Raw genomic sequence first — 25,959 nt, forward strand, 5'->3', positions numbered from 1 at the left:
TCTCGGGTATCTGCGACGGGATGCGGGGGAGCCGTGTGCCGACTGGACGGGACGCACGCCGCGTGCCGCGGCGACGAGAGGCGCTGCCTCTCGTGCTCTCCGAGGGTTATTGAAAACCGAAGAAGACAAGGGCGTTTGGGATCTGACATGCGGGCGTTTCGGGGGGTGAAGGCTTTGGCGCGGATCTGCGGCGCGCCGGATGCGGATGCCGCTTGCAGCCGCTTTCTGCCCGTTGTCTGGGCTGGGATCGAAGCGCGCGCCGCGACCGCGGCGCCGATCGCCTTGGCCTTGTCGCGCGGGCCGGGCGCGCGGGGGATCGGCCGCTGGCCGCAAATGGAACGGCCCGGTTCCGGGGCGTTGGAGGTCTGAGATGCGGGCGTTTCTGGTGGTGATGGATTCGGTGGGGATCGGCGGCGCGCCGGATGCGCAGGCCTTCTTCAACGGCGATCTGCCCGATACCGGGGCCAATACGGTCGCGCATATCGCCCGGGCCTGCGCGGAGGGGTTGGCCGAAGAGGGGCGCAGCGGGCCATTGCGCCTGCCGCATCTCGACCGGCTGGGACTGGGGGCCGCGGTTCGGCTGGCTTCGGGTACGGAGGCGCCGGGGCTGGAGGCGCGGCCCGAGGGGCTCTGGGGCGCTGCGACGGAAGCCTCGCGCGGCAAGGACACGCCCTCGGGGCATTGGGAACTGGCCGGGCTGCCGGTGCCCTGGGACTGGCATTACTTTCCCGACCGCAGGCCGGCTTTTCCGGAGGATGTGACCCGGGCGGTCTGCGACATCGCCGGGGTCGACGACATCCTCGGCAATTGCCACGGGTCGGGGACGGTTATGATCGAGCGGTTCGGCGCCGAGCACCTGCGCAGCGGCAAACCGATCTGCTACACCTCGGCCGACAGCGTCTTCCAGATCGCCGCGCATGAAGAGGCGTTCGGGCTGGATCGGCTGCAGGACCTTTGTGCGAAGCTGGCGCCGAGGCTGCACGAGATGAAGGTGGGGCGGGTGATCGCGCGGCCCTTCGTCGGCACGGAGGGCGATTTCCGGCGCACGGGGAACCGGCGCGACTATGCCATCGCCCCGCCCGCGCCGGTACTGACCAACTGGGTTCAGGATGCGGGCCGACAGGTCACCGCGATCGGCAAGATCGGCGACATCTTTTCCATGCAGGGCATCGATCAGGTGCTGAAGGGCAGTGATGCGCAGCTGATGGATCACCTCGACGCGCAGGTCGCAGGGGCGCCGGAGGGTAGCCTGACCTTCGCCAATTTCGTCGAGTTCGACAGTCTTTACGGTCATCGCCGGGACGTCGCGGGCTATGCGCGGGCGCTCGAATGGTCCGATGCGCGGATCGGGGCGCTCTTGCCAAGGTTGCAGGACGGCGATCTCTTGTGCCTGACGGCCGATCACGGCAACGATCCGACCTGGGCCGGCACCGATCACACCCGCGAACGGGTGCCCGTGCTGATCGCCGGGCGCGGTACCGGGGAGTTGGGGCAGGTGGCCTTTGCCGACGTGGCGGCCAGCATCGCGGCGCATCTGGGCGTGCCCGCGCAGGGAATTGGAAAGAGCTTTCTATGAGGGACCGAGATACGGAGCGAGCGCCGCTGAGCGAAGAGGAACTGGACGGCATCCTGCGCCTGCCCAAGGTCGAGCTGCACCTGCATATCGAGGGCGCGGCACCGCCGGCTTTCATCCGCGGTCTGGCAAAGGAGAAATCGGTGAACCTGTCGGGCGTGTTCCGCGCCGACGGAAGCTACGACTTTCGCGATTTCGCGCGGTTTCTCGAGGTCTACGAGGCCGCGACGACCGTGCTGCGCGGCCCCGAGGATTACGCCCGCCTGACCACCGCGGTTCTGGAGCAATGCGCCGAGAACGGCGTGATCTATGCCGAAACCTTCCTCAGCCCGGATTTCTGCGGCGGCGGCGACCTGGGCGCCTGGCGCGAATACCTGCAGGCGATCCGCGAGGCAGCGGATGCGGCCGAGGCGCGGATGGGCGTGACCCTGCGCGGCATCGTCACCTGTGTGCGCCATTTCGGGCCGGACAAGGCGAAGGCCGCGGCGCGCTGCGCGGCCGAGACCGCGGACGACTGGCTGGTGGGCTTCGGCATGGGCGGGGACGAGACCCGCGGACAGCAGGGCGATTTCGCCTACAGCTTCGACATGGCGCGCGAGGCGGGGCTGCGGCTGACCACCCATGCGGGCGAATGGCGCGGCCCGAAAGAGGTGCGGGCGGCGCTGGACGACCTGCGGGTCGAACGGATCGGCCACGGCGTGCGCGCCATCGAGGACCTCGGCCTGGTCGACCGGCTGGCCGAGGACGGCATCGTGCTCGAGGTCTGTCCGGGGTCGAACGTGTCGCTGGGGGTCTACCCGAAGCTTTCGGACCACCCGATCCGGGCGCTGCGCGACCGCGGCGTGACCGTGACCGTGTCGACCGACGATCCGCCGTTCTTTCACACCACCATGCGCGACGAATACCGCAATCTTGCGCGCACTTTCGACTGGCGCGAAGAGGACTTCGTGCAGATCGCGCAAGACGCGGCCCGCGCGGCCTTTTGCGACGACGCCACCCGCGCGCGCCTGCTCAAACTTCTGGAGAGACCATGACCGATCACCTGACCATCGTCGATCATCCGCTGGTGCAGCACAAGCTGACGCTGATGCGCGAGGCTGCGACCTCGACCGCGGTGTTCCGCCAGCTTCTGCGCGAGATCAGCCAACTGCTGGCCTACGAGATCACCCGCAACCTGCCAATGACCACCCGGCCGATCGAGACGCCGATGCAGGCGATGGACGCGCCGGTCCTCGACGGCAAGAAGCTGGCGCTGATCTCGATCCTGCGGGCGGGCAACGGGCTGCTCGACGGGGTGCTGGAACTGATTCCCTCGGCCCGGGTCGGTTTTGTCGGGCTCTACCGCGACGAGGAGACGCTGAAGCCGGTGCAGTACTATTTCAAGGTGCCCGAAAGCCTCGAGGACCGGCTGGTGATCGCCGTCGACCCGATGCTGGCCACCGGCAATTCCTCGGCGGCGGCCATCGACCTGTTGAAAAAGGCCGGGGCCACAAACATCCGGTTTCTATGCCTTTTGGCGGCCCCGGAAGGTGTGGCGCGGATGAAGGAGGCGCATCCCGACGTGCCCATCGTCACTGCGGCGCTCGATGAGCGGCTCAACGAGAAGGGCTACATCGTGCCGGGGCTAGGGGATGCGGGCGACCGGATGTTCGGCACTAAATAAGGGTTTTCAACGCTTTACTTGCCCCCTGCGATCATGCATCCTTGCATGGTCATCTGTGGGGGAAGACATGAGACATGGTACGTTTTTCGCTCTGGCCGTGGTGGTCGGGGCGCTTGGGTTTCAATCCGCACCGGTGGCGGCGCAGGGGCGCATGTCGACCGAAGTGCCGGCGGAATTTCCGCCCGCCTCGTATTCCGGGCGGCAGTATGTTGACAGCCGCGGCTGTGTCTATGTGCGCGCCGGGATCGACGGAACCGTCGACTGGGTGCCGCGGGTGACCCGTGCGCGGTCTCACCTGTGCGGGGCGCAGCCGACCTTTGCCCAGGGTGCGCCGGCCCAGACCGCGCGCCGGGCGGCAGAGCCTGCGCCGGACGTCGTGCAGATCACCCTCGATGAACCAGTATCGGCGCCGGTGGCGGACACGCCCGCGCCGGAGCGGCGCGTGGTCACGACCCGCGCACCGCAGCCGCGCGCCGCGGCACCGCAGCGTGTCGTTTCTGCGCCCAGGCCGCAGTCTGTGACGGCCCCGCCCGCGCCGCGCCTGACCCTGCAGCAGGCGGCGCGCGCGGCCTGCGACCAGTCGGCAAGCGCCCGGACGCAATACACCTACGAAGGCCGCCGCTATACCGCGCGCTGCGCTTCAGAGGCGCCGGCGCCGCAGGTGGCTGCGGCCCCCGCACCGGCGCCGGTTGCCATCGCCGCGCCGCAGGCGCGCCGCACCGCGCAGGAGGTGTCGCACGTCACCATCGTGCGCAGGGGCGAAGCGCCGGGGCCGGGCAAGAACGTTTACCGTCTGCCTGGCGCGTCGATGCAGACCGCCCAGGCCTCCCAGGCGTCGCAACTGCCGGGCAGCACGCGGATTGTGCCGCGCCACGTCTACGAAAGCCGCGACGATCAGGTGGTGGTGACGCCGCGCGACTACCGGCCCGCCTTTGACGACGACCGGCTGAACCGCAAGCGGGCGAACCAGTCGATAGACGGCTACATGGCGACGCAACTTGTGTGGACCAATACGGTGCCGCGCCGGCTGATCGACCGCAGTTCGGGCCGCGACGTGACCGCGCGCTATCCCAAGCTGGTCTATCCCTACACCGATATGGCCACGCAGAACGCCGCGATGTCGACGCAGGGTCAGGTGCGGGCCGTGGCGCCGCAGCCACGGACGGCGACCAGCGCCGTGTCCGCGCCGCGCCAGCCCGCACAGGCGGCCGGGGGACGGTTCGTCCAGGTCGGCACCTTCGGCGTGCCGGCGAATGCCGAGCGAACCGCACGTCGGCTGCAGGCCATGGGCCTTCCGGTGCGGTTCAGCGCCTACAGCCGCGGCGGTCAGAACCTGCGCGTCGTCATGGCCGGGCCGTTTTCGAGCCAGTCCGCGTTGAACAGCGCGCTGTCCTCGGCGCGGCGGGCCGGTTTCGGAGATGCCTTCGTGCGCTGACGCGACAGGCGTTCGGCTAATAACGTCAGGCCTCTGCCGGATCGGCGGAGGCCGTTTCATGTCTGCGCCGCGGGGAGTGGCCCCGGGCGAAGAGGGACGGCCCTGCGCCGATCAGCCGAGCCTCGCTTCGCGGGGGAAGCGGGCGGCGGCCTTGCCTTGCGTCAGCCGCCGCAGATGCCCTGAAGTCGGACCCAGTCCGCATCGCTCAGAACCAGGGCGCTGCTGCTGCCTGCCAGCGGATCGGCCTCGATCAGCGGCAGGCTGTCTTCGCCGGTCACGTCCAGCGCGTAGGCATAGGGCGTGGTGCGCAGCTGGGCATTCTCGAAGGCGCGCAGCAGCACGTCGCGGGGCACCGGCGCCTGCGGCGTGGTCAGCAGCGTTTCGGCATAATCGTCCAGCACCTCGTCCGAGAGCGATCCGGTGGTGAGCAGTTGCAGGCTTGCCATCAGCCCGGCATGGCGCAGCAGCGCCTCGAGCGGATCGGCGCGGGCGGCGCGCACCGCTTCGGTCAGGATGTAGCCGGCGGTGACGTCCGGATCTTCGGGATCCTCGACCAGGGCGCGGTTGAGCAGAATGCGGCCGCCAGGCAGATGTTCCGTGGTCTGGACCCCGTCGGGCAGCACCACCAGCGCGTCGCGGCGGGTTTCGCCGAGAATGCGCAGCGCCAGGTGCCGCAGCGGTTCGCGCGCTTCGGGCGCGGAACAGGGCGCGCCCGAGACCCGGGTGATGCGCGCCAGCAGGTTTTCCCCGATCTCCACGCGCTTGACCATCGGCACCACCTGCACCGTGTGCCGCAGCAGCGCGTCGGGCAGCCAGAAGACCGCAAGCGCTGCGATGACGAGGCCCGCGCCGATGCTCAGCACCCAGCGCAGCTTGCCGGGGTGGGGGCGGCCGCGGTCGATGGCCTGGCGCACCTTCTCGATGGCCGCGATCATCTCGGTGGCGTCGGTGTCGAGTTCCAGCGTCTCGCCGGGATCGCCGTCGGGATGGTAGGTCACGCGGTCGTCGGTGCGGGCGCCGCGGGCCACCGCGGCGAGCGACCAATGCGCCAGGACCCGGTCCTGCAGATCGGTGATGGTCAGCGTGGCATCGCCCATCGACACCACCACCTCGCGCCGCTGTGCCTGCGGATCGGGCCGCCAGAGGCCGGTGGCTTCGAGCCTTTGGTATTGGTTCAGCGCTGTCATCGCGGGCTGCTCTGCCTCTCTTGATGGGTGAGGTTAGCATGGGCGCATCGGAGACGGCAATGCGGCAGGCGCGCCGGATCCGCCAGCGGTTGCGGGGAATGCCTGCGGCATACGAGAGACGCTGTCTCTCGTGCTCTCTGGAGGTTTATTGGCAAGATGAAGGGGCGGGTCAGCGCAGGAGCGCGGTGCAGCGATGGGAAGGGTGTGCCTCTCGCGTGACGGGGTGTGGCGGTATCTGGACAACCGGGCACGCAAGGAACGATGGACGAGACCCGCGGCAGATGAAAGGGACCGTCTGTCGCGCCGGCGCGGACCTCTCGGTCTCTGGTGCTCTGAGGAGTTTGGCCGCAAGGGGCCGTTGCGGGTCAGGGCAGCGGCGCGGCGCAGCGCTGTGCCGGGGCGTCCCATTGGTGACCGGCGGCGAGGCAGCGTTCGAGCGCGGTGGGGCCCATGATCCAGCCGGCGCCGAACTTGGCGCCGACGACCAGCAGCGCGAGCCCGAGGAAGAACAGGATCAGGGGGGTGGATCCGGTGCGGGACGCCACCGGGTCAGGCGTCCCTGGCGACCGTGCGCAGCTCGAATTTCTGGATCTTGCCGGTGGAGGTCTTGGGCAGCTCCTGGAAGATCACCTTTTTCGGCGTCTTGAAGCCGGCGAGCCTGCTGCGGACGAAGGCGATGAGTTCGTCCTCCGTGACCTCGGCGCCCTCCTTGAGCTCGACGAAAGCGCAGGGCACCTCGCCCCATTTCTCGTCCGGCTTGGCCACCACGGCGCAGAGCGACACGGCGTCATGGCCCATCAGCGTGCTTTCGACCTCGACCGAGGAGATGTTCTCGCCGCCGGAGATGATGATGTCCTTGGCGCGGTCGGCGATCTTGAGATAGCCGTCGGGATGCATGACCGCGATATCGCCGGAATGATAGTAGCCGCCGGCGAAGGCTTCGCGCGTGGCCTCGGGGTTCTTGAGGTAGCCTTTCATCACGCCGTTGCCGCGGAACATGATCTCGCCCTTGGTTTCGGCGTCGCGCGGGGTTTCGGCGAGGGTCTCGTCGGTGACGGTCACATGCTCCATGAAGGGCATCGCCACGCCCTGGCGGGATTTCTGGGCGGCGCGGTCGTCGCCCTGCAGCGGGTCCCACTTGGCCTGCCAGGTGCATTCGGTGGCCGGCCCGTAGGTTTCGGTGAGGCCGTAGACATGGGTGACGTTGAAGCCCATCGGTTCGATCTTGGCCAATGTCGAGGGCGCGGGCGGGGCGCCGGCGGTGAAGACCTCGACCACGTGGTCGAAGTCGCGGCGCTCTTCTGGCCTGGCGTTGATCAGCGTGTTCAGAACAATGGGCGCGCCGCCGAAATGGGTGACCTTCTCGTCGGCGATGGCCTTGAAGATCGCGGGCGCGGTGATGTCGCGACAGCAGACCAGCGTGCCGCCGACCGCGGGCATCATCCAGGTGTGGCACCAGCCGTTGCAGTGAAAAAGCGGCACGATGGTGAGGTAGACCGGGTTCAGCACCATGCGCCAGCTGAGCACCTGGCCCATGGCGTTGAGATACGCGCCGCGGTGGTGGTAGACCACGCCCTTGGGCTTGCCGGTGGTGCCGGAGGTGTAGTTGAGCGACAGGCTCTCCCATTCGTCCTCGGGCATCAGCCAGGCGAAATCGGGGTCGCCCTGGGCCAGCAGGTCCTCGTATGTCATGTGGCGGCCGCTGGCGGGGAAGCCCGCGTGGTCGTCCGCCACCTCGACGATCGCCGGTTTCGGGCCCTCCTGCGCGGCGATGGCCTCTTCCGCCAGCGCGAGGAACTGCGGGTCGACGAGCAGCAGCTTCGCTTCGCCGTGGTCGAGGATATAGGCCACGGTGCCCGGATCGAGCCGGGTGTTGATGGTGTTGAGCACCGCGCCGCAGGCGGGCACGCCGAAATGCGCCTCGGCGTGGGCGGGCAGGTTGGGCAGCAGGGTGGCTACGACGTCGCCCGGGGCGATGCCACGGGCCACGAGGCCGGAGGCCAGGCGGGTGCAGCGTTCGGCGTACTCGGCATAGGTCTTGCGGTGCGGGCCGTAGACCACGGCGGTGTGGTCGGCAAAGACGTCGCGGGCGCGGCTGAGAAACGACAGCGGCGTCAGCGGGGTGTAATTGGCCGGGGTCTTGTCCAGCCCGGTTTCGTCTTTCAGCCAGCCCATGCCGGTCCTCCCTGGGTGATCTTTCCCGGAGTATGCGCAGGTTTGCGGCGTCTGAAAAGCCCGCCTTCGGTGGGGGATTCCCTGCACGCGCGCGCGGCGCTAGGGTGGCGCCATGATCCTCTCGCGCGGCCGCGGCTATATCTTCGTGCATATCCCCAAGACCGGCGGCACCTCCATGGCGCGGGCGCTGGAGGCGCGGGCGATGGCCGACGACATCCTGATCGGAGACACGCCGAAAGCCCGCAAGCGGCGCGGGCGGCTGAAGGGCCTGGCGGCGCGCGGCAGGCTCTGGAAACACAGCACGCTGGCGGATATCGACGGGGTCGTGAGCTCCGAGGAGATCGCCGGGATGTTCACCTTTGCCCTGGTGCGCAACCCGTGGGACCGGCTGGTGAGCTATTACCACTGGCTGCAGACACAGGGCTTCGATCATCCCGCGGTGCATCTGGCCAAGGAGCTGGATTTTGCCGGGTTCCTGCGGCATCCGCAGACCTCCGCCAGCATCGGCGGCAGCCCCTACGGCAGCTACATGCGCTGCGCCGACGGGGTGGAGCGTGTCTCTGCCTGGCTGCGGCTGGAGCATCTGGCCGAGGACATGGCGCCACTGGCGGAGCACCTGGGGTTCGTGCCCGAGGTGCCGCATGACAACCGGTCGGATCGGTCGACCGATTACAGGCGGTATTACCCGGACGATCTGGCCGAGGTCTTGGGCGCGATCTGCGCCGAGGATATCGCGCGGTTCGGATATCGCTTCGACGGCTGAGGCCCCGTGCCCGGAATTCCCGAGAATTCCGGGCACGGGGCCGGGCGTGTGCGCCGGCCCCGCGGTGGTGTGCAGGCTCAGGCGGCCTTGTCGGCGTCCTGGCCGAAGCGGCCGTAGAAGCTCTGGCCCTTGTCGGCCATCTCGCGCAGCAGCGCCGGGCAGGCGAAGCGGTCGCCGAACTTTTCGGTCAGCTGGTCGCAGCGTTCGGCGGCATAGGGCGCGCCGATGATATCGAGCCAGGAGAACGGACCGCCCGACCAGGGCGCAAAGCCCCAGCCCAGGATCGCGCCGACGTCGCCTTCGCGGATGTCCATGAGCACGCCTTCCTCGAGCGCGCGCACGGCCTCGAGCACCTGCGCGAAGAGCAGGCGATGCTGCACTTCGATGAGGTCCGGCTGATCGTCCAGAGGCGCGTATTTCTCGCCGAGGCCCGACCAAAGGCCCTGACGTTTGCCCTTGTCGTCGTAGCTGTAGAAGCCGGCGTTCGACTTGCGGCCCAGACGCTCCTGACCTTCCATCCAGAAGATAACCTCGTCGACCGCGCCGTCGGGGTAGGCGTCGCCCATCGCGGCCTTGGTGGCGCGGGCGATCTTGGCGCCGAGGTCGATCGAGGTCTCGTCCACCAGTTGCAGCGGGCCCAGCGGCATGCCGACCATGCGCGCGGCATTCTCGACCAGCGCGGGGGCCACGCCTTCGGCCACCATGCGCATGCCCTCGTTGATATAGGGGATGATGCAGCGGTTGGCGTAGAAGAACCGCGCGTCGTTCACGACGATCGGCGTCTTGCGGATCTGGCGGACGAAATCCAGTGCCTTGGCAACGGCGCGGTCACCTGTTTCCTTGCCCTTGATGATCTCGACCAGCATCATCTTCTCGACCGGCGAGAAGAAGTGGATGCCGATGAACTGCTCGGGCCGCGACGAGGCACCGGCCAGGTCGGTGATCGGCAGGGTCGAGGTGTTGGTGGCAAAGATGCAGTCCTCGGGGATCACCTTCTCGACGTTCTGCGTCACCTCGGCCTTGATCCGCGGGTCCTCGAAGACCGCCTCGACGATCAGGTCGCAATCCCGCAGCGCGGCATAGTCGGTCGTCGCGTGGATCCGGCCAAGCAGCGCCTCCTTGCTTTCCTCGGTGGCCTTCTTGCGCTGGATGCCCTTGTCCATGTAGCTGGCGGAATAGGCCTTGCCCTTGTCGGCGGCCTCCTGCTTCTGGTCCAGCAGCACCACGTCGATACCGGCTTGCGCGCTGACCAGCGCGATGCCCGCGCCCATCATGCCGGCACCCAGCACGCCGACCTTGCGCACGCGCTGGTCGGCCACGTCGGCGGGCCGCACCGCACCTTTCTCAAGCGCCTCCTTGTTGATGAAGAGCGACCGGATCATCGCGCCCGACGAGGGGTTCATCAGCACGTTGGTGAACCAGCGCGCCTCGATCTTCAGAGCCGTGTCGAAGGGCACCAGCGCGCCTTCGTAGACCGCGGACAGCAGCGCCTTGGCCGCCGGGTAGACGCCCTGGGTCTTGCCGTGGACCATGGCGCTCGCGCCGACGAAGGTCATGAAGCCTGCGGGGTGATACGGCGCGCCGCCGGGCATCTTGTAGCCCTTGGCGTCCCAGGGTTTCACCAGGTCCGCATCCTTGGCGTTCAGGACCCATTCCTTCGCCGCTTCAAGCGGGTCGGCGACAACCTCGTCGATGATGCCGGCGGATTTCGCCTTCATCGGATCGGAAAGCTTGCCTTCGAGCAGGAAGGGCGAGGCCGCCATGGCGCCCAGCTTGCGGACCATGCGGGTGGTGCCGCCGGCGCCCGGGAAGATGCCGACCATGATTTCCGGCAGGCCGATCTTGGCCTTGGGATTGACCGAACAAAAGATCCGGTGCGTGGCCAGCGGAATTTCCAGCCCGATCCCAAGCGCCGTGCCTGGTAGGGCGGCGGCAACCGGCTTGCCACCCTTGAGCGTCTTTGGGTCCATGCCCGCCAGCTCGATTTTCCGAAGCGCGGCGTGCATCTGCATGATGCCCTCGAAGAGCCCCCGCTCGGGTTCGTCGCCGGCGTCGGACTTCATCTTGGCGATGACGTTGAGGTCCATGCCGCCGGCAAAGCTGTCCTTGCCGGAGGTGATGACGATGCCCTTGACCGCGTCGTCGGCCAGCGCCTCGTCCATCAGCGCGTCGAGGTCGCGCAGGCCCTGCATCGACAGCACGTTCATGCTCTTGCCGGGCACGTCCCAGGTGATGATGGCGACGCCGTCGTCGCCCTTGATCATGGTGAAATCGGTCATGTCTTGTCTCCGCTCAGGTGGAAAGGGATGCCGGTCCGGTATGCAGGGCCGGCGTGTTTGTGTGCGGCGCCCGCCGTCCGCTGCTTTCGCCGCGGTACAAGAGGGCTGCCGGTGAGGGCAGGGGCGGGACCGCGGGCCAAAGGCCCGGACCCGCGGCGCAGGACGCGACCCGCCGCAGGCGGGCATCCGTTGCGATATGTGTGACCCCGCGCATGGCTCATTCGGCCTCATCCGGGAGCGACGCATCGCGGATGCCGGTGTCGGCGGGCTCCGCGATGCGCGGCAGATCGAAAGGCCATTGCCGGTTCTGCACGCCAGACTCCAACGCAATTGCCCGCCACTCCGTGCCGACGCGGCGCAGGGCCGCGGTCGACTCGAACACCGGCACCACGGGGACGGTGCCGCGCAGGATGCGTGTGCTGTAGAGCCCGATCAGCAGACCGTCCCCGGTCATCTGCGCGTCATGTGCCCGGCGATTCATGTCGGTGGCGTTCTGCGCCTTCAGCATCGCGTCCCAGGCATCGAACCCCATGCGCAGGTCGGCATCGCTGCCGATCTGCATTTCGGTGGTTTTGGTGCGGATCTTCAGTGGCAGCGCAATGTGACTGGCAAACCGCGCATAATCCCCTTTCAGCATCGCGTCCCCGACCGCATCGAGCCAATCCTGGAAGATCTGAGAGAACGGAGCCGCAGTCATTGCGCGCCTCCCATCGGGCTGTGCCGCGCCATTTCAGCCAAGTGCCGCGCCGCCATGTCCGGGTTGACCGTCGGACATTCGGTGATCCGCGTCGCGGTCTCGATCCGAACCCCTTTCCAGGCCGCGTCGATCCGCAACAGGGTCATCTGATTGGTGAACGGCGCCACCAGGCAGGTGCCCCCGCGCAGGATGTAGGTAGTGTGCCAGCCGACGATGGTCCGGCGGTCGGCGTCGAGAAACTTCGCATCTTGGCAGGTGCGGTGATAGGCCTCGGCGCCGATGTCCTGCAGGTGGTCCCGAAAACGCAGCATCGCCTCGGACATCTCCTGCGGCGTGCTCAACACCACCTGCGCATCCACCGTCAACATCATGTTCGGCAGCGCGATATGATCGAGCATCGCCGCAAGGTCGCGCGCCCAAAGGGCGCGCGACACAGCCGTGAGATTGGCCTGGTAGATGTCGCGGGCAGAGGCCATGGCTCAGAGGCGCTCGATGATGGTGGCCGCACCCATGCCGCTGGCGATGCAGAGCGTCGCAAGCCCGGTGCCTTTGCCCGTGCGCTCCATCTCGTCGAGAAGGGTGCCGATGATGATCGCGCCCGTGGCCCCCAGCGGATGCCCCATGGCGATGGAGCCGCCGTTCACGTTGACCTTGTCCTGATCGACGTCGAAGGCCTGCATGAAGCGCAGAACCACGCTCGCGAAGGCCTCGTTCACCTCGAAAAGGTCGATGTCGCCGATCTCCATGCCGTTGTCCTTGAGGATCTTCTCGGTCACCGGAACCGGGCCGGTCAGCATTATGGTCGGATCGGTGCCGATCTTGGCGGTGGCCTTGATCCGGGCGCGCGGTTTCAGCCCGTGCTTTTCGCCGAATTCCTTGCTGCCGATCAGCACGCCCGCAGCGCCATCGACGATACCGCTGGAATTGCCGGCGTGGTGGATGTGGTTGATCCGCTGGAGATGCGGGTACTTCATCAGCGCGATCTTGTCGAAGCCGGGCATGACTTCGCCCATGGCCTGGAAGCTGGGGTTGAGCGATCCGAGGCTCTGCATGTCTGTGCCGGGACGCATGTATTCGTCATGATCGAGGATCGGAAGGCCGTTCTGATCCTTCACGGTGATGATCGACTTCGAAAACCGCTTGTCGTCCCAGGCGGCCTTGGCACGTTTCTGCGACTCCACGGCCAGCGCATCGGCCTGGTCGCGGGTGAAGCCGTATTCGGTGGCGATGATGTCGGCGCTGATGCCCTGCGGCACGAAGTAGCTGTCCATGGCAACGCTCGGATCGACGGCAATGGCCGCCCCGTCGCTGCCCATGGCGACCCGGCCCATCATCTCGACCCCGCCGGCGATATAGGCCTCGCCCGCGCCGCCGCGCACCTGGTTGGCGGCCAGGTTCACCGCCTCCATGCCCGAGGCGCAGAAGCGGTTGATGGCAAGGCCCGGGATGGATTCATCGAGGTCCGAGGCCAGCACCGCGGTGCGCGCGAGGCAGCCACCCTGTTCGCCGACCTGGGTGACGTTGCCCCAGATCACGTCCTCGACCGCATGGCCCGAAAGGTCGTTGCGCTCCTTCAGAGCGTTCAGCACGAGCGCGGACAGCCGCACCGAGGTCACCTCGTGCAGCGCGCCGTCCTTGCGGCCCTTGCCGCGGGGCGTGCGCACGGTGTCGTAGATATAAGCATCGGTCATTCTGGTCTCCTTCCGGCCCGGTGGTGTGGGCCTTGATCTGGCACCCTTTGCGGGCGCGGTGTTCTCAGGCGCGGTCCGCGGGGGAGCCGGGCATCAGGTCATAGGGGGCTTTCCAGCCGGGCGTGGCGCTCAGCCGGTCGAGCCAGCGGTCGATGTTGGGCCATTGGGCGCGGTCGAAGCCGAAGGGCTCGGGATAGTAGAGATAGCCGCAGCAGCTCAGGTCGGCGTTGGTAAGACCCGCGCCCACGATCCAGTCGCGCCCGTCGAGATGGTTGTCCAGTACCTGGTAGGCGGCCTTGAGCCGGCCCTGCATGAAGCCGATGACCTCAGCCGGGCGCTTGTCCTCGGGCAGGAAGTTCATCAGGAACCGGGTCATGCCGGCCTGGCTGGAAAGCTTGTGGTTGTCCCAGAACATCCAGCGCATGACCTCGCGCGCCTCTTCAGGCGTACTACCGCCAAATTTCCCGGTCTTCTCGGTGACATACATCTGGATCACCCCAGACTGGGTGATCTTCAGATCGCCGTCGACCATGACCGGCGCCTCGCCCATGACATTGACGTCCCGGCGATAATCGGCGCCGCGGGTGGCGCCGTTGAAGAAATCCACGAAGACCGGCGCCCAGTCGAGGCCCGACAGCTCGAGTGCGAGCGCCGCCTTGTAGGCATTGCCGGATTCGCCGAAGCAGTGCAGCTGGATGGTCATCGTCTTTGCGTCCTTTCGTTGCGCCCGTGGCGGCGGCGGGACCGGGGGTTTCACACCCCCGGACCCCCGTGGAGGTTTATCGGCAAGATGAAGCTTGGATCGGATTTACCCTTGCTTAACGTTAACGCGCCTATGCTCGCCCTGCGCCGACAGCTGGAGAGCGACCCGGCGTGCAAGGTGAAGCGCCGCCGTCCCGTCACGGATCCCCAAGACCGTGTGACCGGATGGCGGCGTGGACCGACTGCCGCCCGTCGCACGGCACTGGGTTCGATGCGCGGTCCCGTCTTCATCTTGCCAATAAACCTCCACGGGGGTGTGGGGGTGTGAAACCCCCACATCCGACGCTGGCCGGCTGCGGTGCGGTTTGTCATCACAGCGCCCTCGCGATCAGTTCTTTCATGATCTCGTTGGTGCCGCCGTAAATCCGCTGAACGCGGGCATCGGCCCACATCTCGCCCACGGCCGTGTCCTGCATGTAGCCGTAGCCGCCGTGCAGTTGCAGACAGGCGTCCAGCACCTCACCTTGCGTGTCGGTCAGCCAGTATTTTGCCATCGCGGCCCGCTCGACAGTCAGCGCGCCCGCGAGGTGCTCTGTCATGCACTGATCCAGGAAGGCGCGGGCCACCGCCGTCTTCGTCCGGCATTCGGCCAGCTGGAAGCGGGTGTTCTGGAACTGGGTCAGCGGGCCGCCGAAGGCCTCTCGTTCCTGGCAATAGGCGATGGTCCGGTCGACTGCGCCCTCCATCGCGCCCACCGCACCACAGCCGATGATCAGCCGTTCCTGCGGCAGCTGCTGCATCATCTGGTAGAACCCCTGACCCTCCTCCTGGCCCAGGATGTTCTCGGGCGGGATTTCCACGTTGTCGAAGAAGAGCTCGGACGTGTCGGCGGCGTGCAGGCCGATCTTGCGCAGGTTGCGGCCGCGGGCAAAGCCCGTCGCACCGTCGGTCTCGACCACGACGAGGCTCACGCCCCTGGCGCCTTCGGCCGGGTCGGTCTTGGCCGCGACCAAGATCAGGTTGGCGTGCTGGCCGTTGGTGATGAAGGTCTTCTGCCCCGAAAGCCGGTAGGCATTGCCGTCGCGCGGGGCGCGAGTCTTGATCGCCTGGACGTCTGAGCCGGTGCCGGGCTCGGTCATCGCCAGCGCCCCCACCAGATCGCCCGATACCATGCGCGGCAGCCAGCGGGATTTCTGGTCCTCGGTGCCATAGGCGAGGATGTAGTGTGCCACGATGCCCGAATGGATGCCATGGCCCCAGGAGGCGAGGTTGGCGCGCGAGGCTTCGATCAGGATCACCGCCTCGTGGCCGAAATCGCCGCCGGCGCCGCCATATGATACGGGCACCGATGGGCAGAGCAGCCCCAGTGCGCCGGCCTCGCGCCAGGTGGCGGGGTCCATCTGGCCCTGGTCGCGCCATTGGCCGAACAGCGGCGCCCATTCGGAGGTGATGAACTTTCGCGTCATCTCCGCCAGTATCGCGTGCTCGTCTGTCATCCAAGTGGATCGCATTCCGGTCTCCCCTGCCGGTCGGCGGTGTCTATCGCTTGCGGGCGTCGAGCTCCGCGTTGAAGAGGCGCAGGCGGTGTCCCAGCGCCTCTTCGTCGGTGATGCTGCCGAAGTTCTCGAACAGGAAAGACAGCGCCTCGCCTTCGTCCAGACCGGCCTCTGCGGCGAATTTCTTCAGGCCGCGGTAGCCGTCTTCGGTCATCGCGACCGGGAAGCGGCGGGTCAGGCGAAAGCGTTTCGGCATGGCGGTCTCCGGCGTCCGAGTGTCTGGTGGGGGGTGGGCCCCCACCGTCGTCTCAAAAGTTCGCCGCGTCCAGCGCCATGACGGTGTCCGCACCGGTCTGGATGCGCGCCAGGTGCATCGACGTGGCGGGCAACTGGCGGGTCATGTAGTAGCGCCCGGTGGCCAGCTTGGTCTCGTAGAACTGGGTGTCCGAGGCACCGTTCGCAAGTGCGTCGCGCGCAGCAACCCCCATGCGCGCCCACATGTAACCCAGGCAGACATGCCCGAACATGTGCATGAAGTCGTAAGACCCCGACAGCGCGTTGTGGGGGTTCTTCATGCCGTTCTGCATGAAATACATCCCCGCCGCCTGCAGGTCCTTCGACGCCGCCTTGAGCGGTTCGAGGAACTCCTTGTCAAAGGCCTCGTCCTGGCCGGCGTTGTCCTTGATGAAGGTCTTAATCATGTCGAAATAGGCCATGACGTGCTTGCCGCCTTCCTGCGCCAGCTTGCGGCCCACGAGGTCGAGCGCCTGAATGCCGTTGGCGCCTTCGTAGATCATCGCGATCCGGGCGTCGCGGGCGAACTGGGACATGCCCCATTCCTCGATGTAGCCGTGGCCGCCGTAGACCTGCTGGGCATTCACCGCCATCTCGAAGCCCTTGTCGGTCAGGAAGCCCTTGATGACCGGAGTCATCAGCGAAATGAGCCCCTCGGCCGCGGCGTCGTCGTTCTTGTGCGCGCGGTCGATCAGGTAGGCGCCCCAGTAGGTGAAGGCGCGGGCGCCTTCGACAAAGCTCTTCTGATCCATCAGGTTGCGGCGGATGTCCGGGTGCACGATGATCGGGTCGGCCGATTTCTCGGGCGCCTTGACCCCGGTCACGTCGCGGCCCTGCAGCCGGTCGTTGGCATAGGCCACGGCGTTCTGATAGGCCGCTTCGGCCTGGGCGTAGCCCTGCAGGCCGACGCCCAGCCGCGCCTCGTTCATCATGGTGAACATCGCCCGCATGCCCTTGTGCGCCTCGCCGACGAGGTAGCCGGTTGCGTCGTCGTAGTTCATCACGCAGGTCGAGTTGCCGTGGATGCCCATCTTTTCCTCGATCTTGCCGACCGAGACGCCGTTGCGCTCTCCCAGGCTGCCGTCCTCGTTGACGAGGAACTTCGGCACGATGAAAAGCGACACGCCCTTGATGCCGTCAGGGCCGCCGGGGATCTTGGCCAGCACCAGGTGGATGATGTTCTCGGCCAGGTCATGGTCGCCGGCGGAGATGAAGATCTTCTGGCCCGTCACCTTGTAGGTGCCGTCGTCCTGCGGCACGGCCTTGGTGCGCATGAGCCCCAGATCGGTGCCGCAATGCGGCTCCGTCAGGTTCATGGTGCCGGTCCATTCGCAGGTGGTCATCTTGGGCAGGTAGGTCTTTTTCTGCTGCTCGGACCCGTGGATGTGGATTGCCGTATAGGCGCCGTGGGTCAGTCCCTGGTACATGTTGAAGGCCATGTTGGCCGACACGAAGGGTTCCTGCGCCGCGGTGTGCATGAGGTATGGCAGGCCCTGTCCGCCGTAGTCCGGATCGCAGTCGAGCGCCGTCCAGCCGCCGTCGCGCATCTGGTCGAAGGCTTCCTTGAATCCGGTGGGGGTGCGCACGACACCGTTCTCGAGTTTGCAGCCCTCGGTATCGCCCACGGTGTTCAGCGGGGTCAGCACCTCGGTGGCCAGCTTGCCCGATTCCTCGAGCACCGCGGCGGTGAAGTCGCGGTCCAGCTCGTCGTAGCCGGGAATATCCTGCTCGGACGCCTTGAGAACGTCATGCATGATGAACTGCATGTCTTTGGTGGGGGCGTGATAGATCGGCATTGCGGTCCTCCGTCGGTAGCTTGTGTCGGCGGGGCGGCGGTTACTCGGCCGCCCGCTTGTGCTGGTTCATCGAGGCGATCATCTTTTCGCCCCAGGTCAGTTGTTCCTCGAGCTCGGCGATCGCCGCGTTCAGCTCGTCGCGCTGCTTGACCATGTCGCGCAGGCGGGCCTGGGCGATCTCGTAGGTCTTGTGCAGCTGGGTCTGCTGCTGGTCGCCCATGTCGTAGAGGTCCAGGAGCTGCCGGATCTCCTCGAGCGAGAAGCCGAACCGCTTCCCGCGCAGGATCAGCTTGAGCCGCGCGCGGTCGCGCCGTGTGAACAGCCGCTTCTGGCCCTGCCGGACCGGAAACAGCAGTTCCTTGGCTTCGTAGAATCGCAAGGTGCGCGGCGTCACATCGAAGCTGTCGCACATCTCGCGGATGGTCATCGTCTGGTCAGTTGTCATATCCCGTGCCTTTGTCGCCGTGGCTTTCTGCCGGACGAGATGCGTGGCGTGCCCTCTTCATACAATGGGAATTTTGGGTGACGTAACTCAGACGCCACGTCACTTTCGCGTTGACGTAACATCACGTCGCGTCAACGGGGTCGAAATGAAATTTTATTATTTGGTAAAAAATTTTTCAGCCGGTCAAAACGGCTGGAACGTCGCGGAAATCCGCCCTGCAAAGCGGTCACTTTTTCAGCGAATCGGCGGTTTCGTCGCGCAGGCGCTTGAGCTCGGCCATGGCCTCGTCCATCTGCCGGCGCTGCTCCGCCAGCTCTTCAAGCTGCCCGTCGGCCATCTTGATCCAGGTCCGCATCTGCGCTTCGGTGCCTTCCTTTTCGTAGATCAGCAGCCACTGGCGGATGTCCTCGAGCTGGAAGCCGAACTTGCGCCCGCGCAGGATCAGCGTCATGCGCGCGCATTCCTTGGGCCCGTACCAGCGGGCGCGGCCCTCGCGTTCGGGCTGCAAGAGCTCGATATATTCGTAGTATCGCAGCGTGCGGGGCGTCACGTCGAAACGGGCGCACATTTCCTTGAAGCTGAGGCGGTCTGGCATTCGCGCGTCTCTCCCTTGCCGAAAGCATAGCTGTCCTGAGGCCGAGGGCAATATCCTGCGCGCCGAGCCGCTTGCGCCGGTCTCGCCCGCGTGGTCAGTAAAGGCAAGGAGACCGCCATGACCGCAGACAAGGCCCGCATCGCCCGCCAGTTCATCGAGACCATCCCGCACGCGCGGGCGCTGTCGATGCAGATCACCGACATCGCCGATGGCGCCGCGACGATCACCATGCCCTACGATGCGCGGCTGGTGGGCGACCCGAAGACCGGTGTCATTCACGGCGGCGCGGTCTCGGCGCTGATGGACACCTGCAGCGGGGCGGCGGTGATGTCCCACCCGTCTGCCCCTGCCGGCACCGCGACGATCGACCTGCGCATCGACTACATGCGCGCCGCCACGCCCGGCCAGCCGATCACCGCCCGGGCCGAATGCTACCACATCACCCGCTCGGTGGCCTTCGTCCGCGCCAGCGCCTGGGACGACGACGCCGACCGGCCTGTTGCCGCGGCCACCGGCGCCTTCACCGTGGAAGGGGGCTGAGCCATGCCGCGCCCGCGTCCCGAACCGGTCCAGGTGGTCAAGCAGCGCCGCGATGCCGCCCTTCATGCGCTCGCAGGCGGCGTGCCCTACATCCAGTTCCTGAACATCCGCTTCGATCGCCGCGGCGACGAACTGACGGCGCTGCTGCCCTTCGACGAGATGCTGATCGGCAACCCGATGCTGCCGGCGATCCACGGCGGCGTGACGGCGGCCTTTCTCGAGGTCACGGCGCTGATCTCGCTCAGCTGGGCCTGGCTCTGGGAGGACATCGAAAGCGGCGCGCTCAGCCCCGACGCGCTCGAGGCCGGAGACCTGCCGCGCCTGCCCAAGACCATCGACTTCACCGTCGACTACCTGCGCTCGGGCCTGCCGCGCGACGCCTACGCCCGGGCCAAGGTCACGCGTTCGGGCCGCCGCTACGCCAGCGTCCATGCCGAGGCCTGGCAGGACAACCGCAGCCGCCCCTTCGCGCAAGGTACCGCGCATTTCCTGATGCCCGCGCCCGAGGCTTGAGACGATGCGCCACGCCCCCCGTTTCTCCGGTTCTAAAATACCTCGGGGGAGTCCGCGCCCCGGCGCGGACGGGGGCAGAGCCCCCGCAACGATGGGGCCGAGGTCTGGCGCGGACAGTAATCCCCTCAAAGGACGCATTTGCCGATGACCGACACCCTGGCCGATCCGCCGCGCGAGGTGACGCATGGCCGGGTGCTGAAGATCGCCATTCCCATCGTCATCGCCAATGCCACCGTACCGATCCTGGGGGCGGTCGACACCGGCGTGGTCGGCCAGATCGGCCTCGCGGCCCCCATCGGCGCGGTCGGCATCGGCGCGATCATCCTGTCGGGCATCTACTGGATCTTCGGCTTCCTGCGCATGGGCACCACCGGCCTCGCCGCGCAGGCGGCGGGGCAGGGCAACCGCGCCGAGGTTGCGGCCCTGCTGACCCGGGTGCTGATGATCGGGCTGGGCGCGGGGGCGCTGATGATCGTCTTCCAGGCGGCGCTGTTCTGGGCCGCCTTCGAGGTCGCGCCGGCCAGCGACGAGGTCGAACGCCTTGCCCGCAGCTACATGCAGATCCGCATCTGGTCGGCCCCCGCGGCCATCGCCATCTACGGGATCTCGGGCTGGCTCATCGCGCTCGAGCGCACGCGGGCGCTGCTTGTCATGCAGGTCTGGATGAACCTGCTGAACATCGTGCTGGACCTGTGGTTCGTGCTCGGGTTGGGCTGGGGGGTCGACGGCGTGGCCTTCGCCACCTTCCTCGCCGAATGGTCGGGGCTGGCGGTCGGCCTCTGGCTCTGTCGCGCAGCGTTCCGGGTGCCCGCCTGGCGCGACTGGGCGCGGGTCTTCGACCGCGCCAAGCTGACCAACATGACCCGCGTGAACTCGGACATCCTGATCCGCTCGCTGCTGTTGCAGGCGATTTTCATGTCCTTCCTGTTCCTCGCCGCGGATTTCGGCGACGTGGTGCTGGCGGCCAATCAGGTGCTGCTGCAGTTCCTGCAGATCACCGCCTACGCGCTCGACGGGTTCGCCTTTGCCGCCGAGGCGATGGTGGGCCAGGCGATGGGCGCCCGCGCCGTGCAGACCCTGCGCCGCAGCGCGATCCTGACCTCGGTCTGGGGGCTGCTGTCCTGCGCGGTCATGTCGCTCGCGTTCTGGGTCGCGGGGCCGGCGCTCATCGATCTCATGGCCGATGTGCCGCCAGTACAGGCCGCCGCCCGCGATTACCTGCCGTGGATGATCGCGGCGCCGCTGGTGGGGCTGGCGGCCTGGATGCTCGACGGGGTCTTTATCGGCGCCACGCGGACGGCGGACATGCGCAACATGATGGTCGTCTCGGCACTGGTCTACGTCGCCGCTGTGCTGGTCCTGGTGCCATGGATCGGCAACCACGGGCTCTGGGCGGCGCTGCTGATCTCCTTCGTGGCCCGCGGGGTGACGCTGGCACTGCGCTATCCCGCGCTTGAACGGGCCGCCGCCTGAGGGCCCGGAAAATTTGAATTTTCCGGGTCGTTTTTCTCGAGAAAAACGCGCCCCCGCGGGTCTGCCGCGCGTCAGAATGGCACTGGAAATCCGTAGCACACGCGCCTACAACCGGCCCCTGACCCCCTAGGGAGATGCGCGATGAACGACCTCTTCAACAGCTTCATGACCGGGCCAGACGAAAAGGGCCGCTTCGGCGATTTCGGCGGGCGCTTCGTCTCCGAAACGCTGATGCCGCTGATCCTCGAACTCGACGAGCAATACCAGCACTCCAAGAACGACCAGAGTTTCTGGGACGAGATGCACGATCTCTGGACCCATTATGTCGGCCGGCCCAGCCCGCTCTATTTCGCCGAGCGCCTGACCGAGCATCTGGGCGGGGCGAAGATCTACCTCAAGCGCGACGAGCTGAACCACACCGGTGCGCACAAGATCAACAACGTGTTGGGCCAGATCATCCTCGCACGCCGCATGGGCAAGAGCCGCATCATCGCCGAAACCGGCGCCGGTCAGCACGGCGTGGCGACCGCGACCGTCTGCGCCAAGTTCGGGCTGAAATGCGTGGTCTACATGGGCGCGCATGACGTGGAGCGGCAGGCGCCCAACGTCTTCCGCATGAAGCTGCTGGGCGCCGAGGTGGTGCCGGTGACGAGCGGTCGCGGCACGCTCAAGGATGCGATGAACGACGCGCTGCGCGACTGGGTGACCAACGTCCGCGACACGTTCTATTGCATCGGCACGGTCGCCGGGCCGCATCCGTATCCGGCGATGGTCCGCGATTTCCAGTCGATCATCGGCAAGGAAGCGAAAGAGCAGATGATGGCCGCCGAAGGCCGTCTGCCCGACACGATCATCGCCGCCATCGGCGGCGGCTCGAACGCCATGGGCCTGTTTTACCCCTTCCTTGATGACAAGGAGGTGTCGATCATCGGGGTCGAGGCCGGCGGCAAGGGCGTCAACGACAAGATGGAGCATTGCGCGTCCCTGACGGGCGGGCGGCCCGGGGTGTTGCACGGCAACCGGACATATCTGCTGCAGGACGACGACGGGCAGATCCTGGAGGGCTTCTCGATCTCCGCCGGGCTCGACTATCCCGGGATCGGACCGGAACACGCCTGGCTCCACGATATCGGCCGTGCCGAATACGTCGCCATCACCGATAAAGAGGCGCTGGAAGCCTTCACCCTCTGCTGCGAGAAAGAGGGCATCATCCCGGCACTTGAACCCAGCCACGCGCTGGCCCACGTGATGAAGATCGCGCCCGACCTGCCCAAGGATCACATCATCTGCATGAACATGTGCGGGCGCGGCGACAAGGACATCTTCACCGTCGCAAAGCATCTCGGCTTCGAGATGTAGGAACGCAGGACACCCAGACGGAGAAAGCGCCGCGCGAGGATGTCGCGCGGCGCTTTTTTCTGGCGGCTGCCGCCTGTGGATCATTTGGGGGATTGATCCTGTATGGGCAAGAACCCGGACGCCGGGCGCCCGAAGCGTTGCGGAAACATCAGAGTTTGTAGGCCTCCAGAACCTCCAGCGGCACGATGTCGAGCGCGCGGGCATGGGTGGCGGCGAGATTCACGCGCGGCGCGCAGCCTTCGTCATGGGCCTGCAGGAAACGCGCGGCGCAGAGGCACCAGCGGTCGCCGGGTTGCAGGCCGGCGAAGTCGAATTCGGGACGCGGAGTGCTCAGGTCGTTGCCGAGGTATTTCGACAGCGCCAGGAATTCCGCGGTCATCACCGCGCAGACGGTGTGGCTGCCGGTGTCCGCGGCGCAGGTGTTGCAGTGGCCATCGCGGAAGAAGCCGGTCACCGGATCGTTCGAACAGAGTTCAAGAGCGCCGCCCAGTACGTTGGTTTCGGGGTCTTTTTCCAAATCATCCTCCTGTGTCTGCGGCTGCGAGCCTGCGAAGCATGTCCAGGCTGTCGTCGAAGGCGCCGGCCTCGCGAAAGGCCCGGTCGGCGCCGGTTGTGGCGATGACCACGCCGGCCGCGCGGTCGATGTAGACATATTGGCCATAGACCCCGCGGGCCAGCACCTCGCCGGGGCGTGCATCGGCGGGGATCCACCATTGATATCCGTACTGGATTGCGCCGGGCGCCGTCGGGGCCGAGGGGTCTGTGCTTTGCGTGATCCAGTCGGCGGGCACGATCTGGCGGCCGTCATAGGCACCGCCCTGCAATACCATCTGTCCCATGCGGGCATAGTCGCGGGTGGTGAGGTTCAGCCCGCCCAGCACAAAAGCCACGCCATAACCATCTGTAATATAATAGGGTTCTGCCTCCAATCCCATGGGCGCGATAATCTTTTCGGAGAGCAGATCGGGAATGCTGCGCCCGGTGGCGCCGCGCAGCACCATGCTCAGCACATGGGTGTCGATCGAGACGTATTGCCACTGCGTGCCCGGCGCGACAAAGGTCTCGTCCAGGCCGGCGGCAAAGTCGTCCATCGACCCGCCAAGCGCAAGAACGCGGCCCATCTTGTTGATGTCGCTCCAGAAATCCAGATAGTCCTCGTCGAAGGTGACGCCCGAGGCCATGTTCAGCACGTTTCGGATGCTGGCACCGTCATAGGCGCTGCCCGCAAGCTCCGGGGCGTATTTGGTCACCGGGTCGTCAAGGCTCTCGACATGACCTTCGTCCAGCAGAACGCCGAAAAGCAATGACAAATACGACTTGGCCACCGACCAGGAAATGCGCTTGTCGCTTGTCCCGGTGCCCAGGTGATAACTTTCGTGCACCACTGCACCGTCGCGCAGCATCACCAGCGAGGTGACTGCGCGGCGGGACAGCCACTCGTCGAAATCGGCGGGCATGATCTGCGGGTCGCCCTCGGGCAATTCGCTCACCGGCCCGTCGCCGCGTGGCACGGTGACGGTGTGAAAAAGCGTGTCCATATGGCTGAAATTCCACACGATCCGGTCTTCAGCAAAAAGCGTGTTCACGGCGTTGAGCCGGACCAGCGCCTCGCGGTTCCACGCCGCGAGGGCGGCGAGGATCAGCAGCAGGACCGCGACAACGGGCAGGACGCGGCGGACGAGAAGGCGCATGACGGTCTCCTTTGCCGCCATCTGATCATCGGCAACCGTCCGAGGCAACCGGAACGCGGATCAGCGGAAGCGGTCCGCCAGCTTTTGCAGGGCGGATCGGGTGTCCTGGGGCTCGGGCTCGGCGGGCCGGGCGGCCTCCTCCGCCCTATCGGGCGGCGGCGGGGCCGCGTCGGGCCGCTGCCCGCCGGAACTGCGCGGCGGGTTCACGCGCAGCGCCACCGCGTTCTGGAACCGGCCCGCGTCGCCGTCGGCGAGATCGGGCGCGCCGTCCGCAATGCCGCGCAGCAGGTCGTCCAGCCAGTCGCCATCGGCCTTGGCGAAGTCGTGCAGCACGTAGGCCGCCACCAATTCCTTGCGCCCCGGATGGCCGATGCCCAGCCGCACGCGCCGGTATTCCGGGCCGAGGTGGGCATGGATCGAGCGCAGCCCGTTGTGGCCCGCATGGCCGCCGCCGGTCTTGACCTTGAGCTTGCCCGGCGCGAGATCGAGTTCGTCGTGAAAGACCGTCACATCGCCCGGTTCCAGCTTGAAGAAGCGCATCGCCTCGCCCACGGACTGTCCCGACAGGTTCATGAAGGTTTCGGGCTTGAGCATCAGCACCTTGCCGCCGCCCAGCCGTCCTTCGGCCGCCTGGCCCTGAAAGCGCGCTTTCCACGGGCCGAAACCATGCTCCTCGGCGATGCGGTCCAGAGCCATGAATCCGATGTTGTGCCTGTTGCCCGCGTATTTCGCGCCGGGATTGCCGAGGCCCACGAAAATTTGCATGGCGTTGCCTGCCTTTTGCCTGGTGTCGGGCACAGACATAGGCCGCGCGCGGCAGGGCTGCAACGAAAACGGCCCCGCCGGTGGGGCGGGGCCGTATGTCGGATCGGAAAAGGCCGAGGTTTATTCCTCGTCGCCCTTTTCGCCTTGTTCGGTGGCTTCGACCTCATCGGCGGCCACTTCGCCTTCGCCCTCGTCCTCTTCCTCGGCGGCGCGCAGGCCGGACGGGGCAGAGATGTTGGCGATCACGAAGTCGCGGTCGATGGTCGGCTTGGTGCCCTGCGGCAGGGTCACATCCGAAATCGTCACCGTGTCGCCGATCTCGAGACCGGCGAGGTCGATGGTGATCTTCTCGGGGATGTCACCCGCGGTCACCACCAGTTCGACCTCGGGACGCACCATGGTCAGCACGCCGCCCTTCTTGAGGCCGGGGGCGGTGTCTTCGTTGAGCACTTCAACCGGAATGAAGAGGTTGATCTTCGAATGCCGGCGCAGGCGCATGAAGTCGACATGCGTCGGCAGGTCCTTTACGACATCGCGCTGTACGTCGCGGCAGATCACGCGGACATCCTCGTGGCCATCGACCTTGAGGTTGAAGAGCGTGGACTTGAACCGGCCCTTCTTCAGGCGGGCCACCAGTGCGTTGTAGGGCAGGTTGATCGGCAGCGGCGCGTTTTCGCCGCCGAAGACGATGCCCGGAACCATGCCGTCGCGGCGTGCCTGACGAGCGGCGCCCTTGCCTGTCCCCGTCCGTTCCGAAGCGTGAAGATCAGGAATCTCTCCAGCCATGTGTATTCTCCTAAGGTTAAGCGAAGCTCCTCCAAGGCTGT

The 25,959-nt window shown here is 66.7% G+C and carries 26 protein-coding genes; 9 read left to right on the plus strand and 17 right to left on the minus strand.

Annotation, left to right across the window (positions count from 1 at the left end):
- The first annotated feature begins 370 nt into the window (after positions 1-370).
- From DU478_RS17155 to DU478_RS17170, 4 genes are all read left to right on the plus strand, one after another.
- Positions 371-1,576 (plus strand): phosphopentomutase, encoded by a 1,206-nt coding sequence (locus tag DU478_RS17155; RefSeq protein WP_114512191.1) that lies wholly within the window; start codon positions 371-373, stop codon positions 1,574-1,576.
- On the plus strand, positions 1,573-2,607 hold the full coding sequence (locus DU478_RS17160) for an adenosine deaminase (protein ID WP_114512192.1): 1,035 nt from the start codon (positions 1,573-1,575) through the stop codon (positions 2,605-2,607). The genes DU478_RS17155 and DU478_RS17160 overlap by 4 nt, the downstream gene beginning before the upstream one ends.
- Positions 2,604-3,236, plus strand: coding sequence for a uracil phosphoribosyltransferase (gene upp / locus DU478_RS17165; RefSeq protein WP_114512193.1), 633 nt, complete (start codon positions 2,604-2,606; stop codon positions 3,234-3,236). The genes DU478_RS17160 and upp overlap by 4 nt, the downstream gene beginning before the upstream one ends.
- A gap of 67 nt (positions 3,237-3,303) precedes the next feature.
- On the plus strand, positions 3,304-4,671 hold the full coding sequence (locus DU478_RS17170) for an SPOR domain-containing protein (RefSeq protein WP_158545805.1): 1,368 nt from the start codon (positions 3,304-3,306) through the stop codon (positions 4,669-4,671).
- A 161-nt stretch (positions 4,672-4,832) separates the two neighbouring features.
- Here DU478_RS17170 and DU478_RS17175 read toward each other — a convergent pair whose 3' ends face one another.
- From DU478_RS17175 to DU478_RS17185, 3 genes are all read right to left on the minus strand, one after another.
- Positions 4,833-5,858, minus strand: a complete 1,026-nt coding sequence (locus DU478_RS17175) for a hypothetical protein (RefSeq protein ID WP_114512195.1) — start codon at positions 5,856-5,858, stop codon at positions 4,833-4,835.
- A gap of 365 nt (positions 5,859-6,223) precedes the next feature.
- Entirely contained in the window at positions 6,224-6,403 is a 180-nt protein-coding gene (locus tag DU478_RS17180; protein ID WP_114512196.1) for a hypothetical protein, read from the minus strand.
- A gap of 4 nt (positions 6,404-6,407) precedes the next feature.
- Positions 6,408-8,033: an AMP-binding protein gene (locus DU478_RS17185; RefSeq protein WP_114512197.1), complete on the minus strand. Its 1,626-nt coding sequence runs from the start codon at positions 8,031-8,033 to the stop codon at positions 6,408-6,410.
- Between the two features lie 112 nt (positions 8,034-8,145).
- On the opposite strand from DU478_RS17185, the gene DU478_RS17190 reads away from it, so the two are divergent.
- A complete protein-coding gene (locus tag DU478_RS17190) occupies positions 8,146-8,796 on the plus strand; it encodes a sulfotransferase family 2 domain-containing protein (RefSeq protein ID WP_114512198.1) in 651 nt (216 codons plus the stop codon).
- A gap of 77 nt (positions 8,797-8,873) precedes the next feature.
- Here the strand turns inward: DU478_RS17190 and DU478_RS17195 are convergent, their stop codons facing one another.
- From DU478_RS17195 to DU478_RS17240, 10 genes are all read right to left on the minus strand, one after another.
- A complete protein-coding gene (locus tag DU478_RS17195; RefSeq protein ID WP_114512199.1) occupies positions 8,874-11,075 on the minus strand; it encodes a 3-hydroxyacyl-CoA dehydrogenase NAD-binding domain-containing protein in 2,202 nt (733 codons plus the stop codon).
- Positions 11,076-11,292: 217 nt separating this feature from the next.
- Entirely contained in the window at positions 11,293-11,772 is a 480-nt protein-coding gene (locus DU478_RS17200) for a hypothetical protein (RefSeq protein WP_114512200.1), read from the minus strand.
- Positions 11,769-12,248: a hypothetical protein gene (locus DU478_RS17205; protein ID WP_114512201.1), complete on the minus strand. Its 480-nt coding sequence runs from the start codon at positions 12,246-12,248 to the stop codon at positions 11,769-11,771. The genes DU478_RS17200 and DU478_RS17205 overlap by 4 nt, the downstream gene beginning before the upstream one ends.
- Positions 12,249-12,251: 3 nt before the next feature.
- On the minus strand, positions 12,252-13,463 hold the full coding sequence (locus DU478_RS17210) for an acetyl-CoA C-acetyltransferase (protein ID WP_114512202.1): 1,212 nt from the start codon (positions 13,461-13,463) through the stop codon (positions 12,252-12,254).
- 64 nt (positions 13,464-13,527) lie between these two features.
- On the minus strand, positions 13,528-14,166 hold the full coding sequence (locus DU478_RS17215; protein ID WP_114512203.1) for a glutathione S-transferase family protein: 639 nt from the start codon (positions 14,164-14,166) through the stop codon (positions 13,528-13,530).
- Between the two features lie 370 nt (positions 14,167-14,536).
- Positions 14,537-15,661, minus strand: a complete 1,125-nt coding sequence (locus DU478_RS17220; RefSeq protein WP_199488366.1) for an acyl-CoA dehydrogenase family protein — start codon at positions 15,659-15,661, stop codon at positions 14,537-14,539.
- A gap of 43 nt (positions 15,662-15,704) precedes the next feature.
- Complete coding sequence (locus DU478_RS17225; RefSeq protein WP_114512205.1) at positions 15,705-15,917, minus strand: hypothetical protein; 213 nt, start codon at positions 15,915-15,917, stop codon at positions 15,705-15,707.
- Positions 15,918-15,969: 52 nt separating this feature from the next.
- The gene (locus DU478_RS17230; RefSeq protein WP_114512206.1) at positions 15,970-17,751 is read right to left on the minus strand and encodes an acyl-CoA dehydrogenase C-terminal domain-containing protein; all 1,782 of its coding nucleotides are present in this window, start codon (positions 17,749-17,751) and stop codon (positions 15,970-15,972) included.
- A gap of 40 nt (positions 17,752-17,791) precedes the next feature.
- Complete coding sequence (locus DU478_RS17235; protein ID WP_114512207.1) at positions 17,792-18,196, minus strand: MerR family transcriptional regulator; 405 nt, start codon at positions 18,194-18,196, stop codon at positions 17,792-17,794.
- Positions 18,197-18,422: 226 nt separating this feature from the next.
- Entirely contained in the window at positions 18,423-18,791 is a 369-nt protein-coding gene (locus DU478_RS17240; RefSeq protein WP_114512208.1) for a MerR family transcriptional regulator, read from the minus strand.
- Positions 18,792-18,908: 117 nt separating this feature from the next.
- Here DU478_RS17240 and DU478_RS17245 point away from each other — a divergent pair, with 117 nt between their 5' ends.
- The 4 genes from DU478_RS17245 to trpB all read left to right on the plus strand — a co-directional run bounded on the left by DU478_RS17245 (position 18,909) and on the right by trpB (position 22,676).
- Positions 18,909-19,331, plus strand: a complete 423-nt coding sequence (locus DU478_RS17245) for a PaaI family thioesterase (RefSeq protein WP_114512209.1) — start codon at positions 18,909-18,911, stop codon at positions 19,329-19,331.
- 3 nt (positions 19,332-19,334) lie between these two features.
- Positions 19,335-19,844, plus strand: coding sequence for a PaaI family thioesterase (locus DU478_RS17250; RefSeq protein WP_114512210.1), 510 nt, complete (start codon positions 19,335-19,337; stop codon positions 19,842-19,844).
- A 144-nt stretch (positions 19,845-19,988) separates the two neighbouring features.
- The gene (locus DU478_RS17255) at positions 19,989-21,317 is read left to right on the plus strand and encodes an MATE family efflux transporter (protein ID WP_114512211.1); all 1,329 of its coding nucleotides are present in this window, start codon (positions 19,989-19,991) and stop codon (positions 21,315-21,317) included.
- Between the two features lie 141 nt (positions 21,318-21,458).
- Entirely contained in the window at positions 21,459-22,676 is a 1,218-nt protein-coding gene (gene trpB, locus DU478_RS17260) for a tryptophan synthase subunit beta (protein ID WP_114512212.1), read from the plus strand.
- Between the two features lie 148 nt (positions 22,677-22,824).
- Here the strand turns inward: trpB and DU478_RS17265 are convergent, their stop codons facing one another.
- From DU478_RS17265 to DU478_RS17280, 4 genes are all read right to left on the minus strand, one after another.
- Positions 22,825-23,193 carry a DUF2237 family protein gene (locus tag DU478_RS17265; protein WP_114512213.1) on the minus strand — a complete coding sequence of 123 codons (369 nt, stop codon included), beginning with the start codon at positions 23,191-23,193 and terminating at the stop codon, positions 22,825-22,827.
- A 1-nt stretch (position 23,194) separates the two neighbouring features.
- Positions 23,195-24,367, minus strand: coding sequence for a serine hydrolase domain-containing protein (locus DU478_RS17270; RefSeq protein WP_114512214.1), 1,173 nt, complete (start codon positions 24,365-24,367; stop codon positions 23,195-23,197).
- A gap of 60 nt (positions 24,368-24,427) precedes the next feature.
- On the minus strand, positions 24,428-25,132 hold the full coding sequence (gene pth, locus DU478_RS17275) for an aminoacyl-tRNA hydrolase (RefSeq protein ID WP_114512215.1): 705 nt from the start codon (positions 25,130-25,132) through the stop codon (positions 24,428-24,430).
- Between the two features lie 120 nt (positions 25,133-25,252).
- Complete coding sequence (locus DU478_RS17280; RefSeq protein ID WP_114512216.1) at positions 25,253-25,918, minus strand: 50S ribosomal protein L25/general stress protein Ctc; 666 nt, start codon at positions 25,916-25,918, stop codon at positions 25,253-25,255.
- Positions 25,919-25,959: the final 41 nt, after the last annotated feature.

Source organism: Thalassococcus profundi (genome assembly GCF_003344785.1).
Taxonomy (GTDB): domain Bacteria; phylum Pseudomonadota; class Alphaproteobacteria; order Rhodobacterales; family Rhodobacteraceae; genus Puniceibacterium; species Puniceibacterium profundi.